Below are 14,321 nucleotides of genomic sequence, written 5' to 3' on the forward strand. Positions count from 1 at the left end.
CCAAGCGCACCTTAAATTACTGCCCATTGCGCAAACCTCGAGCCGCTACGGACGGCGACCCCGGGGTCGCCCAGCCGCTAGGCGCCTTGCTGGCGGCAATTCGAGGTCGATCGCTCCAATGGGGCCCTCGGGCCGTGGCAAGACCTGAACGAAGGCCCGGAGGTGCAAGCCTATCGGTTTGGTTTGGCTGCGGAGGTCCGTGTCCTTTGACAGGCCGGATCCAGTCCGGTGGCGGCAGTCACTCGACGAATCACCGATTATCGAGATAGATCGTCGACGAACGGTCGCGTGCGGCGAGACCGCTCACCGTCACGAGACGTGCAGCGACGGTCCGGATTTCGCTACCCTGGCGTCCTGGGATCACGGGAGCAGAAGCAATGGCGAGGAACGGACCAGTGGGCAAGGGGGTAGCGGTGCTGCTGGGTATCGCGTGTGCGGGTATGGCCTTGGCGCAAACGCCAGTCCCACCTGCCCCCCCAACGCCACCGCCGAGCGCCGACATGAGCCCAGAGCAGATGGCCCCGATCATCCTTCGCATCGATCCTGAGGCACGCCTTGAGGGCAACGTGTGGGAATTTGCCCTGGACGGCACCTCCCTCGCCTTAGTCTTCGATGTGGGGGCTGATCGGATGCGCCTGATGCTGCCCGTGGCCGCCGCCGACGAGCTGACCGAGCCGATGCTGCGGCGCCTGCTGCAGGCCAACTTCGACACGGCCCTCGACGCCCGCTACGCGATTGCGCGAGACACGCTGTGGGCTACGTTCATTCATCCCTTGAGCCCGCTCACGGAACAGCAATTGCTGAGCGCGATCAGTCAGACGATCAGTATTGCCCGTACCTATGGAAGCACCTTCTCTTCCGGCGTTTGGGCCTTCGGTGGCGGTGACGCGAGCAGCGGCGAGGCAACCACACGGCCGCGATCGGGCACCTGACGCTGGCGGGCATTTCACACAATACGCCGGTCGCCACCGTCACCTGCGGACGACGCCTAGACATGAGCCTCTGTAGGTCGCTAGCGTTGAGCCTCGGTTTGTCATAAACCGGCGTTTTCCCGTGATGGCTAGCACACTCCTGCGACCTCCTTCGCCGATCGCGATCGTTACGTGATGGGCTGCTCCGTCCGGCTAAGTGTGGACCGGTACGCTTCTCCGCCTGTTCGCCTATCTGCTGTAGACCAACGCCATGTCCGCTAACGCCGACCACCACAGTTCGAACAAGGCCTCCCCAGCCGTCGATATCGTCGTTCTCACCAAGACGCGCGACCTGCTGTACAAGGTGCTGGCCACCTGCCGTCACGGCTACCGCGTGCGGCACGCGACCAGCGTGAACAAGGCGGAGCAGCTTATCCAGTCAGAGCCCGTAGGCGTGCTGGTGACCAACGCTATCCCCGACTCCCTGCCGCGCTTGCTGCCGCGCCTGCGGACTTGGAATCCGAATCTCACGGTCATCGCCGTAGGACGTCGCGGGCAGGGTCATGACGACGCCCTCCTGCGCCTGCAGGAGTCGGGCGATATCTTCCGCTTCCTGATGGAGCCGGTCTCCCAAGGACAGCTGAGTCTGTTCGTAGACGCCGCTGCGCGCATCTATCATGAGCGTATGCTCGGCACCGTGGAGCAGGCGCGCAACCTACGCGTGGATGCGCGCGAATCGCGCCGCCCCGCCAAGGGCAACCGGACGGCCCTGCCTTTCTCCCTGGCAGCGATGATTTTTCTTAGCTCCGTAAGCGGGTTCTTCCTGCTTGGTCATGAGCGCGATGGGGGCAGCGACGTCGCCACCGCCACACTCCGCTTGGACGACGATGATCGCGCCTTGAACCGCGCCCTCATCGCCGCCGAGCGCGCCCGCGATGCGAGACGCTTCGTCGATCCGCCGGGCGACAATGCCCACTACTACTACCGCCAGGTCCTGGCGTACCGACCCAACCACCGCCGCGCGGCTCAGGGTATCAATGACCTGGTCAACCAGATGTTCGCACAGGCAGAGTTAGCACTGCGCGATGAGAATTTCGAGGAAGCACGGGCAGCTTTGGGTCGTGCCCGACGCATCGCGCCGAGTCATCCACGCCTTGGCGTGATCGGCTCCCAAGTGAACACGGCAGAGCAGTCCTTCTTGCTAGCGAAGGCGCTCGGTGCGGCCCAGGACGCGCGGTACGAGCAAGCGCGCGAGCTGATCGCCGCAGCGGCTGCAGCCCGCCCCGGAGAGACGACTGACGTGCGCGATGCGCGAGCGCAGATCGTCACGATTCGCGAGGGGAACGAAGAGCAGATCAAGCTTTCCTCCGAACTCTTCGAAGCTGCGATGGCTAAGGACCACTTGCTGCCACCGTGGGAAGACAACGCGCGAGACATCTTCTTGCAGCTGGTCGACCTCAATGCCGAGCCGTCGCTCACGGGCGATTACCGGGCTCGCCTGCAGGCCCAGCTGGAGCTGCGCATCGATGACTATATCGGCGCTGGTCAGCACGAGGAGGCGCAGCGCGTACTCTCAGACTTGGTGGCGTTGGCCGACACGACGCTCGCCAAGGTGCGCGCGGACGAGCTGCAGGTCGCCCTGACCCGGGCCCGCTATGACGACCTCGAACACCAGCGTCTACGGGACCTGGCACTGGCACGCCTGCAAGACGGGCAGCTGCTCGAGCCTGCGAACGACAGCGCACTACTCTACTTGGAGGCACTCACCTCCTTGCCTGATCCGCCGCAGGACATGCGGAGCCTGTGGAAGTACTTCGAAGAGGCGCTGATCGCTCGCGCCACCAATGCCGTTGCCGCCGACAACCTGCACCTGGCGGAGCGTCTGCTCGACGCGGCGGATCGACTCGCCGCCGACGGACGAGCCATGCGCTCCAGTCAAGATACCTATGGGGATGGTTCGGTTGAAGCCACCAGGAAAGACCGCGTGGCTCGGGCCGCCAAAGGCGACGACAACGAGCGCTGAGGTGCAGTCCGAAGCAATCTAGTTCGGACGTTCCGAGCGCAGCTTGTAGACGCGCACCTGAAGGTTGAACTTCTCAGCCAGATCCTGCATCTCGTCGCGGGCCGCCGTGTAGCGGGCGTCGTTGATCACTCGCGCGCGGCGCCCTGACTCCCCCTCTGGCAACACCTTTGCGCGCTCATCGAGGCATTCCAGATACGTGTTCATCTCATCGAGGAATGCGTTGACAGCGGTCTGGGCTTGAATCATCTCGTCCTTCGAGGCCGATTGTCCGTCAGGAATGTTCACACTCGACTGGGGCTTGCGGCACGACTCCTGCGCGAATGCGGAGCCCGCCAGGGCGAGTGCCAGAACAGTCAGGGCGGCTGTACCGCCAGAGATCTTGGCTAGCGTTTTCATAGTTCCTCATTGTGGCGCGGCCCAGCGCGCGGGCGCAATTGGCAGTGCGATAGCCTCGTTGGCTGACGGCCGGCTATTCGTGCAACCAGCGGAAGGTGAGGTTGATACGCGACTGCGAGGCGCGCCCGCGCGGCAGGCAATGCTGCCAGCGGCGCTGCGTTTCGCCTTCCATCACCAGTAGACTGCCGTGCTCCAGTAGGAGTTCACAGCGGGGCCGCTGCGCGTCGGGCAGCGCCGTGAGCGGCGGGCCGAACTTGGCGTGCGGTCGAAAGCGGAACCGGCGCGGTGCGCCGAGGGAGAGCGAGCCAATCACCGGGCGATCGCCTAGCACGGCCTCGTCGTCGCTATGCCATCCCACGCTGTCCGCGCCCGATCGATACAAGTTCAGCAGTACGGAATTGAAGCGATGCGAGCTGGCGCGCTCCACCTCCTCTCGCACCGCCTCCAGCGTTGGTGTCCAGGGTGCCGACGGGTGCTCGACCCCCGAATACATATAGGAACGAGCGCCCTCGGCGACCCATGCGGTCAAACGCGGCGTCCGGTGCCAACGTCCGTACACGCGTACCTGAGGTTGGGTCCAGGGCACCGTTTCACGCAACTCCTCGAACCAACGGTCGGCGAGCGCAGAGGCGCAGAAGTGCGGATCGTAGCGGTAGCAAAGGCCGAGGCGATTCTCGCTGAGGCTACGCCCCACCGAACTGACTCAGGGGCGCCCGCAGCAGCCGCCCGGCCACGGCCGCGCAGCCAGTAATGAGGCCGGCGAAGGCGACCGTCAGCGCCATGAACAGGGGGCCCGTAATGCCCATGACCGCGCCCGCGGCGCTTGCCAGCCGCGCCCCCTCACCCATGCCGAAGGCGGCCACCACCAGCAGAAAACCCCAGGCGAATGCGCCAGCGAGCATCGCGGGCACGAACAGGCGACGCCGCCCAGCCAGCAGTATTCCAGCAAGGAAGCCGAACGCCGCCGTCGCCCACCAACCGAGGGTGGCGGTTCCCACTGCGACAGGCAGCATGAGGCCGACGATGAACACGCCGCGGGGAACATCCAACTCAGGATCCAAATCCACCTCCTCGGCCAGCGACGCCCTGGCTCGGCACTAGGTGCAGACGATGCCCGTGAATGAGGTCACCGACGCGCGGGGCTTCGGTGGCCGGTGCGAGTTGCCCCTGCTGCCAGCTGGGTAGGCGGTCATCGTAGTGGACGCTCGCGGGATTGCCCGACTGGCCGCCGGGATAAGTCACGTAGGCTTGGGGGCCGTCTTTGGTCAGCTCCACTACCATGCGCCAGCTCGCCCCGTGCGTGCCGTCACCGCTGGAAGGGTTGAGGTTGCCGGGACCTGCCCCTTCGCTCTTCAGATTGAAGCGCCCTAGCCCGGGAAAGCGCGCTAGGTGATTCACGTTGGCGTGGCGGTGCAGCTGCCAGGCCCACCCACCGAGCTCCGGCTCGCCGTGAGCATCGCGCAGCTCCTCCCACGCGCTGGCCAAGGCGGCTCGCAGGATGTCGTCGCGCTGCTCGACGGTGGGCGTCTCCTCACGATCCCACCAGGGCGAAGTCGGGTCGCTCTGCGCCAGAGCCCATACGACGGCCTCCCGAGGCCAAGGCGGTCGTGGCAATCCGCGATCGGGAGCCGACTCGAAGCGCAGCTCGTCCCAAAGCAGGCGCTTCAAGGTGGAGAAGGCGGTCTCGAACAGCAGGGGTTCGGGCGCGTCGGCGAGGTAAGTGCCGTCCCACGCGGCCAGCATGCTCGCCGGCGCCTTCAGCGCTTGATCTGCAGCCGCCGTGAACAACGGCGCGAAGCGTAGGGCCTTCTCGTTGCCTGGGTCCGTTTGGAATGTGCGCAGATCCTCGGCACTCAAGGGGCCTGGCGCTTCGCGCATTAGGCGGTTGATACGCAAGGCGCGCCACGGGCTGGTCCAGTTGCTGCCGAGATAGGCAGGGTCGTCCGCCGGATCGAGGGGTTGCTGATTGGCGGATGCGAGGTAACCCTGGTCCGGATCGACGGCCTGCGGGTAGCGCGCCACAGGCCAGTAGCCCAGCCAATCGCTGGCGCTGGTGCTGCCATCGCGGATAAGACGGCCGTCACCCCCGTCCTCAGGTGACGGGGGATTCGTCGACTCGCCGGCGCCCTCGAGCGGGGGGCGGATCGGGAACAGGCCCGTCGAGCGGATGGCGATGCGCCCTCCCACATCAGCCATGATGAAGTTCTGCGATGGCACTGCGTAGTTTGCGAATGCTTCCATTAGCTCATCGACGTCGCTAGCCAGGGCTGCATCCAGAAACGATGCCGGGCTCGCGCCCTTCTCCAGGGCCAGCCAGCGCATGGAGAGCGCGCCCTCCTGCGACAGATACAGAGGACCGCGGTGGGTGTAGTACTGTGTGTACTCCTCGAGCAGCAACCCGTCCGGCCCGAAGAACTGCTCCTGGGTCGACTCGAGCGGTTGCCACTCACCATCAATGCGATAGCGGCTAGGCGTGTCCGCGTCGTCCACCATCTCGGTGTAGTAGTCCACGACGTCGGCCGCGTTGTTGGTCACACTCCAGGCCACTTGTGGCGTAAACCCAATCACGATGCCTGGAATCCCGGGAATGCTGACGCCACGGACGTCCAAGCCCTCCGTCTCCACTACTAGGTGTGCCTCGTACCAGATCGAGGGCAACGTGAGTTGCAGGTGGGGATCGCCAGCCAGTATCGCGTTGCCCGAGGCACTTCGCTCTGCAGCCACCGCCCAGTTGTTGCTGCCCAGCACCATGCCGTCGGGCAACGCGACCGGCGGTGGAGCGGCGGCGAGCAGCGCATCCGCATGGCGCAGCAGCGCAGCGTCCACCAGCGAGGGCGGCGGCAGCACGGGCGGCCACGGCGCCTGGGATGTCCGCCCGGGGCTCGGTTGCACCGGCTCTTGCACGGGACTGTCTAGTGGGTAGAGCGCATCCGCCGCGGGCTCGCCCACTAGGGCAACCGCTCGCTGGCGCCACAGGTCCACATCGTCGTAGGAGAGGGTGTAGGCCATGCGACGTTCGAGGAGCAAGCTGTGCACAGGCTCCCATCGCTGCGGCTCGCGGTTGAGAAAGTGGTACTCGAAGGGTCGTTCGGACTTGTCGAGGGTATCGATACGGGCGTTGATTCCGTCCGCGAGTGCCTCGTAGAGCGCCCGGTCCAGTGAGGAGTCGCGTAGGGCCTCCCAGGCGCGCTCGGCGCTCCATGCCAGACCTAGGCGCCGCTGCTCACGGTCGATCGGTAACGCGCCTTCACCGATCAACTCGGTTAGTGTACCGGCCGTTGCACGGGTCTGAATCTCTAGCTGCAGCAAACGATCCGAAGCTTGCATGAACCCTAGGGCGCGGATCGCATCGAGGAGTGTGGTCGCGCGGATATGGGGCACACCATGGGCGTCCACATGTACCTCCACCGGTCCGTCTAGGGTGGGGATCACTGCCGTGCTCACCGCCTGGGGTCGAGCCTGGCGAGCGACGGACCAAACGCCCGTCAGAGGATTGAGTAACGGCCCGAGCGGCGGCAGCGGACCTACCGCCCGCAGGCCGACCGTTAGCAGCCCGGCGAGTACTAGCACCGCGAGCAAGCTGCCAAGGACGCCGGGACGAGACTTCACGCCGGCGTCGCGCATATCAGCACCCACGATCGACGCGCTCCTCTCTTTGGCCGACGAGAGAAATCAAACTCATGGACTTCCAGTTGCAGTTGCCTGGCGACGGGAGTCTGATTGTAGTGCATGGGGGGCTTTATTCAGCGTAGCGGCGGCAATGCACGGGACACGCTCACCGCGGCCGACGCAGCCAGGGCCGCCTTCACTACATCACCGGGTAGGAAAGCCAGGGTAGTGAGCGTGGCGCGATCCCACCCAAGCCCCCCTGCCGTCGCCAGCCAGGCGACGCCCCCAAGGTAGACGACGACGATCCCGCCGATGACCGCCCCCAGGAGAGCCCGCCAAAAGCGCACTCCGACTCCGCGCGGCACGCAGCTACCCGCCACCAACGCCCCCAAGGGCCAAGCCCACAGAAACCCTGCCGTAGGCCCTAGGAAGACGCCGAGGCCACCACGCCCTCCCGCGAGTACCGGTAAGCCCGCCGCCACCAACAACAGCAGGACCACGCAGGCGAGAGCGCCTCGCGTCGGCCCCAGAAGCAGCCCGGCCAACATGACGCCGAGGGTCTGCAAGGTGATGGGCACGGGCGTGAACCCAAGTGGTATGGGAGGCAACAAGCCCAGGGCACCGATCAGCGCAGCGAACACAGCCACTTGCACTAAATGGCCCGTGCTCATGGCGACGCCTGGGACCCTTCGTCTCGAATCCCGGCGACCAGCGGCCGAGGGAAGCCTCGTGCTTCCACCGCCGAAGTGAGCTCCTCGGACGCCTTCAAGACGCGCACTAGCACGGGCGTGAACAAGCCCCGGACACTGCGCCCTGCCCCACGCGCCACCTGCGCCTCCCGCGTGAGACGCAGCTGCTCGACCATGACCGGCACCAAGGTGAGCGCGAGCGTGAGGGTGAACGCAATCTTCTGTGCGTGCAGCAGGCCCCGACGCTCGAAGGGGAGCAAGGCGCCCTCTAGGGCCTCGAGCATTGCGCCGATCGGTGTGCTGGCGGTGAGAGCGGTCGCCAGAATCAGGGCGGTGGAAAGGCGCGAGGCCACGATGATTGCGTGATCGGTGCCCAGCCAGAGCGCATTGAGCACCGACAGAAGCGCGACGGCCAATAGTGGCCAGCGCAGGGCCTGGACCCAGCGCCGCCAAGGCAGCCCGGTGCTCGCGAGCGCCGCTAGGGCGAGGGCCAAGCAGACCAAGAGCCGGGCGAGTGAATCGAAGGTGAACAGCGCTGACGAGAGGAGCAGCAACAGCGCGAACTTCGTGCCCACCGTTCGGCGGTGTAGCCAGCTATCGCCAGCTTGATAGAGGAATAACTGCATCAGCGGATTGTAAGGCCTCGCTCGCACGATGGGGTGCACGTCGTTCGCCGCGTGCACACAGGAGCTCGCGCTGAGTTAAGAAAAGGCCTAGGCGGGTGACTCTCAGTCAGCGATCGACTCGCGATACGCAAGGGTTGCCGAAGCGGGCACACCGTCGAAGATCAGACGTCCCCCGTCGAATACGAGCACACGATCGAAATCCTCGAGAAGCTCGAGGTCGTGGGTCACCAGCACGACATGCTGCGAAAGCTCCGCGATGGCGGCGCGCACCCTATTGCGATTGCGTAGATCGAGGAGAGCCGTCGGCTCATCGAAGACGATAAGGGACGGTAGCATCGCCGCCACGCCCGCCAGGGCCAGCAGCTGCTTCTCGCCACCACTCAGGCGATAGCATGCGCGCGCGGCGAGGTGCGACAGACCGTAGCGCGCCAGCACCTCCCGTACGCGGGACTCGATCTGCACTGTGGGCAGACCCTGGTTGGTCAGGCCGAAAGCCACATCCTCAGCCACGGTGGGCATGACGATCTGGTGATCGGGTTGTTGGAAGACGAAGCCGACGCGCTGACGCACGCTCGCAAGGTTTCGATCTACTCGCAAGCCATCGACGTGCACGGCGCCGGCAGCAGGACGGACCAAACCGTTGAGCAGGCGTACGAAGGTGCTCTTGCCCGAGCCGTTGGCGCCGATTACGCCGACCCGCGGCTGATCCCACGCGACGGTGATGTCGTCGAGAATCGAACGGCCGTCGTCGGCCCGAACCGTCACGGCCTCGAAGCGGATCAACGGTGCCTTACCCGACGCGATGCTAGGAGAGATGGAGCGGGTGATGGGAATCGAACCCACGTCATCAGCTTGGGAAGCTGAGGTTCTACCATTGAACTACACCCGCTACGTAAGGCGAGTGTAGCAGCCTCGCCAAGCAGCGCGCACCGTGGCCTGGACCGGCACAGCCCGGTTAGACTCGCACGCCCCGACGCCCTACGCCGAGCCCTGTGAGGAGCTTCCATGAGCCGTGCCTTCGCCCTGATCACTTGCATTTTGTTCGGCGCTGCCGGCGCTTCCATCGCCCTCGCTCAGGCGCATCCGCAGACGCCACCGATCATGCCGCCGATCGCCGAGCCACCAACCTCGCAAGGCGCCGAGGTCGCGCCACCAACGGCGACGGATCCCGCCACCGCCCTGCACGCGCTATTCGAAGACGAATGGGAATTCCGCCTGCGCGAAAACCCGCTCCTAGCCACCTCCGTGGGCGATCAGCGCTACGACCACCTGCTGCCAGGCGCCGCACCGCGTGACCATCTGCGCCGCGCCGCTGCGGCGAGCCAGTTCCAAGCGCGCCTAGGCAAAATCGATCGCGATGCCCTCTCCGAAGCGGACAAGGTGAACTACGACGTGTTCGCGTTCATGCTTCACCACCGTGTGGATCGCGCCCGCTTCCGCGCCTATCGAATTCCGCTCAACAGCGACTCGGGCTTTTACATGACCCTAAACTGGGCAGCCCGCTCGCAGTCCTTCCGCACCATCGACGACTACCAGGCCTGGCTCCGTCGCCTCTCGGCATTCCCCCGCTATATGCAGGAGAACGTCGACAACATGCGCCAGGGCCTCGCCGACGGCTTCACCTTGCCGGCGATCATTCTCCAGGACGTCGCCAGGGTGATCGAGTCCATGGCCACCACTGACATCGATGACAGCCCCCTATACCGTCCCTTCCTGGAACTGCCGCCGAGCCTTGACGATGAGCTTTCCGCGGCCCTGCCCGAGATCGGTCGCTACAGCATGGAAGTGGAGGTGATGCCGGCCCTGCGCGAGTTTCATCGCTTCTTCGTCGAGGAGTACATCCCCGGCGCACGGGACAAGCTCGGCGCCAGCGAGCTACCCGAGGGAGAGGCCTACTACGCCGGCGAAGTGCGCTTCTACACCAACTTGAACCTCACGCCCGAGCAGGTGCACCAGACAGGCCTCGACGAGGTGGCACGGATCCGCGCCCAGATGGAGGCAATCATCGAGGAGGTCGGCTTCGAGGGCAGCTTTGCCGAGTTCCTAGCCTTCCTCCGCAGTGACCCTCAGTTCTACGTACAAACGCCGCGCGAGCTGCTGATGCACGCCTCCTACCTGGCCAAGAAGGCAGACGGGCAACTACCGAAGTTCTTCGGCAAACTCCCGCGCCAGCCGTACACGGTGGCCCCCGTGCCGTTGGCGATCGCCCCGAACTACACCAGCGGGCGGTACTCGGGTGCCCCCCTCAAGGGGTCTCGATCCGGCGAGTACTGGGTCAACACCTACGCCCTCGACAAGCGCACGCTCTACACCCTGCCGGCCCTCACCCTGCACGAGGCGGTGCCGGGACATCATCTGCAGAACGCGCTGGCGAAGGAGCTCGAGGGGCGCCCTAACTTCCGCCGCTTCATCTACCCCCATGCCTTCGGCGAGGGCTGGGGCCTTTACTCGGAGAAGCTCGGCGTCGAGATGGGCATGTACGAGACGCCCTACGAGGATTTCGGCCGCCTGACCTACGAAATGTGGCGCGCCTGTCGCCTGGTGGTGGACACGGGCATGCACGCCAAGGGGTGGAGCCGCCAGGAGGCGCTCGACTACCTCAGTAGCAACACCGCGCTGTCCACCCTCGAGGTGCGCACAGAGATCGACCGCTACATCGCCTGGCCTGGTCAAGCGCTGGCGTACAAGGTCGGCGAACTGAAGATCATCGAGCTGCGCGAACGGGCGCGGGAGGCCCTGGGCACGAGGTTCGACATCCGCGAGTTCCACGACCGGGTGTTGAGCGAGGGGGGCGTGCCCCTGCCGGTGCTGGAGGGCATGATCGATCGGTTTATCGAGGAGCGCCTGGGGGCGCGCTGAGGCGTCGCGGCGGCAAGGCCCGCCCCACGTGCGGGTGGGGCGGGCCGACTAGGTCGGGGTTTAGCTTCGGCTTTCGGACTGCGCGCCAGACTGGCCGGACGAACCGCTACCCTGCTGCTTGGGAGACTTGTTCTCGCGAGTCTGCGAGCTTCCTCCGCCACGCTCGCCGTCTTCCGTGCTCCCGGGGTCGTTGTTTTGCTCTTCCATCTCGTTTCTCCTGCGTTTCACACCATTGCGGGGTGCCTCCCGCGAAGCCGGTGCCCCTCAAGCGCCGACCAGTAACTTGTGTAGTGAACCATCGCTCCATCTCACCCGCCAGCGCAAGTCTTTGCGGGCGAGTCGCCTCAACGACGACCAAAAGGGCCCGTTCGGTCACCACGCATAGCGACTAGGCGATCAATTTTAGGCGCTTAGCGCCTGGAGCCAGCCGCCACCCCTGCTACACTGCGCCGAGCCACGGACACGGAATCTGCGCAGGTATGGAAGTCACGACTGAGCCATTCATTGTGGGCGAGTGGACAGTCCATCCATTGACCAACGAGCTTCGCCGAGACGGCGCGAGGGAGGTCGTAGAACCTAAACTGATCCGAGTGCTCTATCTGTTGGCCCTAAACGCTGACCAGGTCGTCGCCAACGAGACGATCATCAACGAGGTGTGGGGGCAGGACTTCGTCGGCGAGCCCCCGGTAGCGAACGCGATCTCTCGACTCCGTCGCGCCTTGGGCTGCTCAGCGTCGGCCCCCACCTACATCATGACGGAGCGAGGAGACGGCTACCGACTCTTCAGCCCGGTCACCCTGCCGGCGCTGGCGGACGAGGCACAGACCGACCCGCTTCCGCCCGAGATCGACACGACCTCGTATAGCCCCAACCCTACCACCCAGGGAACTAGCGGCGAAGAAGTCGCGAATACAACTCCCGGTGGAAGCGGCGCGGCAACCTACGATTCCGCATCGGACGAAGCGCCGGAGCCCACCTTCCTGGCCTTCGTCAGCTACGCCCGCCAAGCCGACGCCGAAACCGCCCGCTGGCTGGTGGATCAGCTGCGGCGAGCAGGCGGGTTCCGAGTAGCGCGACAAGCTTTTTACTTCGACGAGGAGGATGACTCGCTGCCCGGGGCGGAAGACGTACTGGAAGTGTTCCGACCTGCCGTTCGCTCCAGCCGCTACTTCTTGCTGTGTCTTTCCCAGGAGGCCGTGAAGTCCCAGTACATTAAAGAAGAGCTGCGGGAGTTCATCGCCAGCAACGGGGGTAAGCTCGACCGGGTGCTGCTGGCCCACGTTGGCGAGCGCGAGGGGGACATCGCAGCGCTGCAGCAGGCGCTGCTGGCGCCGGCGGCCGCGGTCAAACCGCTGAAGGGCTTTGCCAATCTAACCGGCGATCCTGGCCAGTGGAGCGGTCCCACCCTGCGCCGGCGCAAGCGGGCTGTCGACAGCCTGTTGGCCACCATGTTGGGGGGGCCGCGCTCCAGAGAGCTTCGCGCTCAGCGCCGGCGCGCCTGGACGATCGCCGCAGCCCTCGGGATCGCTGGCGCGATCGGCCTGGGAGCCTCCCTCTGGCAAATGGTCCCAGACGACCCGATCACCGTGGCGTCGGTACCCTTTGTAAGCGCCAGCAGCGAAGACGAGCTGATGGGCCGCACAGTTGCCAGGGATACGCTCGTGCAGCTGCGGCGCAGCACGAACATCAACGTGATCTCCGACTCCGTATCCTTCCCCCAGGTGAACAACGAGGCCAACATCCTAGTGTTGGCTCAGAACATCCGCGCCGACTACATCATCGACGGCAGAATCGAAGTGGTGAACGGACGGATCATCGTTACGGTCACCCTAGTGGATGCCACGAAGGACCGAAGGGGATTGGTCCTTGAGTCCGGTGAGTTCAGCGCCAGCGTGGGCAACTTTGACGAACTCGGCCCCATGATCGCGAGAGCGATCGCGCAGTGGCTGGGTGTGAAAGGCAGCAACGTCGCAGTGACCACGCCCGCGCCCGCCCCCCAGACCACGAATTCCCTGGCGGCGCAGCGTTACTACGCGGGCATCGAGTTCCTAAAGCGTACGAACGAGGAGTCCAACCTGACGCGGGCGGTAGAAATGTTGGAAGGCGCCCTCGCCCTGGACAGCCGCTACGCCGCTGCGCTCGCTGCGTCCTGCGAGGCTCACCTCCGACTCTACAGCCTCAAGCGCGATACGCCTCTCTACGATCGGGCAGCGGAATACTGCAATCGGGCCCTAGTGTTGGAGCCCGATCTGCCCCAAGCAAAGGTATCGCTCGGGGCCCTCTACCGGGTGAGCGACAAACTCGCCGAGAGCGAGATCCTCCTCGAGTCAGTGCGCTCGGAGCTCCCGACCAACGCCGATGTGCTGATACAGCTTGCCTATAACTATCGCGACCAGGGGCGCCTCGCGGACACGGAGGCCACCCTGAATGCGGCCCTCAAGGCCCAGCCAGGCTACTGGAAGGTCTACTCTGCCCTTGGGAACTTCTACTCCAGTCAGCAGCGCTACCAGGAGGCGCTGGATAACTTCCGCTGGGTCTCCGAGTTGATGCCTGAGAGTGCCATCGCCTTCGGTAACTTAGGGGCAACCTACTTTCAGCTGCGAGACTACGTGCGTGCCCGGGAGGAGCTGGACAAGTCCATCGCCCTCGAGCCGCTCGGGTACGCGTTCGTCAACCTGGGGCTCATCAGCTACTACGAGGGCGATTGGCAAGGCGCCGTCGACGCCTATTCCGCTGCCATCGCGAATGGTGCCGATGGGTATTGGGCGCGCGCCCGGCTCGCCGAGGCCTTAATCCTGACTGGAGCCAGCGATGCTGAGATCCGCGAGGTACTCCGAGAGGGGGTGCGGCTGGCCGAGGAGAGCATCGCGATTGATCCCTCCGACGGTTACACGCTGGCTCACCTAGGTCTGCTGCACGCCCGCTTGGGCGAATTCGCGATCGCTGATGGGTACCTAGATCGAGCCCGTGCTTTCGGGCCGAAGGATCCCGATGTGCACCAGATCGAAGCATCCGCCCGCGCCGTGCAAGGCGACGCGGTGCGCATGTGCGAGAGCCTGCGCAATGCGATCACCTTGGGATTCCCGCGCGCGTCGGTCGACGCCGATCCGGATTTCGCACCGCTCCTCAAGAGCCAACCGTGCCAGCCGCCACTGCCGCCCTGAGCCCCCCAAAAGCACCCCACAACCGCCTAACTCGTTGATTCAAC

11 protein-coding genes and 1 tRNA gene are annotated in these 14,321 nt (G+C 65.2%); 4 read left to right on the forward strand and 8 right to left on the reverse strand.

From position 1 onward, the window contains the following. Positions 1–377 precede the first annotated feature (377 nt). Both AAGA68_02680 and AAGA68_02685 read left to right on the forward strand, forming a co-directional pair. Positions 378–932, forward strand: a complete 555-nt coding sequence (locus AAGA68_02680) for a type III secretion system chaperone (protein MEM9383937.1) — start codon at positions 378–380, stop codon at positions 930–932. Positions 933–1,182: 250 nt separating this feature from the next. After that, positions 1,183–2,934 (forward strand): hypothetical protein, encoded by a 1,752-nt coding sequence (locus AAGA68_02685; GenBank protein ID MEM9383938.1) that lies wholly within the window; start codon positions 1,183–1,185, stop codon positions 2,932–2,934. Between the two features lie 18 nt (positions 2,935–2,952). On the opposite strand, the gene AAGA68_02690 is transcribed toward AAGA68_02685, so the two are convergent. From AAGA68_02690 to AAGA68_02725, 8 genes are all read right to left on the reverse strand, one after another. Then, positions 2,953–3,330 carry a hypothetical protein gene (locus AAGA68_02690; GenBank protein MEM9383939.1) on the reverse strand — a complete coding sequence of 126 codons (378 nt, stop codon included), beginning with the start codon at positions 3,328–3,330 and terminating at the stop codon, positions 2,953–2,955. 73 nt (positions 3,331–3,403) lie between these two features. Next, positions 3,404–4,024: an alpha-ketoglutarate-dependent dioxygenase AlkB gene (locus tag AAGA68_02695; protein ID MEM9383940.1), complete on the reverse strand. Its 621-nt coding sequence runs from the start codon at positions 4,022–4,024 to the stop codon at positions 3,404–3,406. Beyond that, on the reverse strand, positions 4,014–4,391 hold the full coding sequence (locus AAGA68_02700) for a hypothetical protein (GenBank protein ID MEM9383941.1): 378 nt from the start codon (positions 4,389–4,391) through the stop codon (positions 4,014–4,016). Before AAGA68_02700 ends, AAGA68_02695 begins: the two co-directional genes overlap by 11 nt. Further along, on the reverse strand, positions 4,381–6,966 hold the full coding sequence (locus AAGA68_02705) for a penicillin acylase family protein (protein ID MEM9383942.1): 2,586 nt from the start codon (positions 6,964–6,966) through the stop codon (positions 4,381–4,383). The genes AAGA68_02700 and AAGA68_02705 overlap by 11 nt, the downstream gene beginning before the upstream one ends. A gap of 107 nt (positions 6,967–7,073) precedes the next feature. Beyond that, the gene (locus AAGA68_02710; protein ID MEM9383943.1) at positions 7,074–7,610 is read right to left on the reverse strand and encodes a biotin transporter BioY; all 537 of its coding nucleotides are present in this window, start codon (positions 7,608–7,610) and stop codon (positions 7,074–7,076) included. Then, complete coding sequence (locus AAGA68_02715) at positions 7,607–8,254, reverse strand: energy-coupling factor transporter transmembrane protein EcfT (GenBank protein ID MEM9383944.1); 648 nt, start codon at positions 8,252–8,254, stop codon at positions 7,607–7,609. The genes AAGA68_02710 and AAGA68_02715 overlap by 4 nt, the downstream gene beginning before the upstream one ends. Positions 8,255–8,356: 102 nt before the next feature. Further along, the gene (locus AAGA68_02720; GenBank protein ID MEM9383945.1) at positions 8,357–9,097 is read right to left on the reverse strand and encodes an ABC transporter ATP-binding protein; all 741 of its coding nucleotides are present in this window, start codon (positions 9,095–9,097) and stop codon (positions 8,357–8,359) included. After that, positions 9,070–9,143: transfer RNA gene (locus AAGA68_02725), tRNA-Gly, on the reverse strand. The genes AAGA68_02720 and AAGA68_02725 overlap by 28 nt, the downstream gene beginning before the upstream one ends. A gap of 116 nt (positions 9,144–9,259) precedes the next feature. Here AAGA68_02725 and AAGA68_02730 point away from each other — a divergent pair. Continuing rightward, positions 9,260–11,113 (forward strand): DUF885 domain-containing protein, encoded by a 1,854-nt coding sequence (locus AAGA68_02730; GenBank protein ID MEM9383946.1) that lies wholly within the window; start codon positions 9,260–9,262, stop codon positions 11,111–11,113. 479 nt (positions 11,114–11,592) lie between these two features. After that, a complete protein-coding gene (locus tag AAGA68_02735) occupies positions 11,593–14,277 on the forward strand; it encodes a winged helix-turn-helix domain-containing protein (GenBank protein ID MEM9383947.1) in 2,685 nt (894 codons plus the stop codon). Positions 14,278–14,321 lie beyond the last annotated feature (44 nt).

The organism is Pseudomonadota bacterium (assembly GCA_039193195.1).
Classification (GTDB): domain Bacteria; phylum Pseudomonadota; class Gammaproteobacteria; order Steroidobacterales; family JBCBZW01; genus JBCBZW01.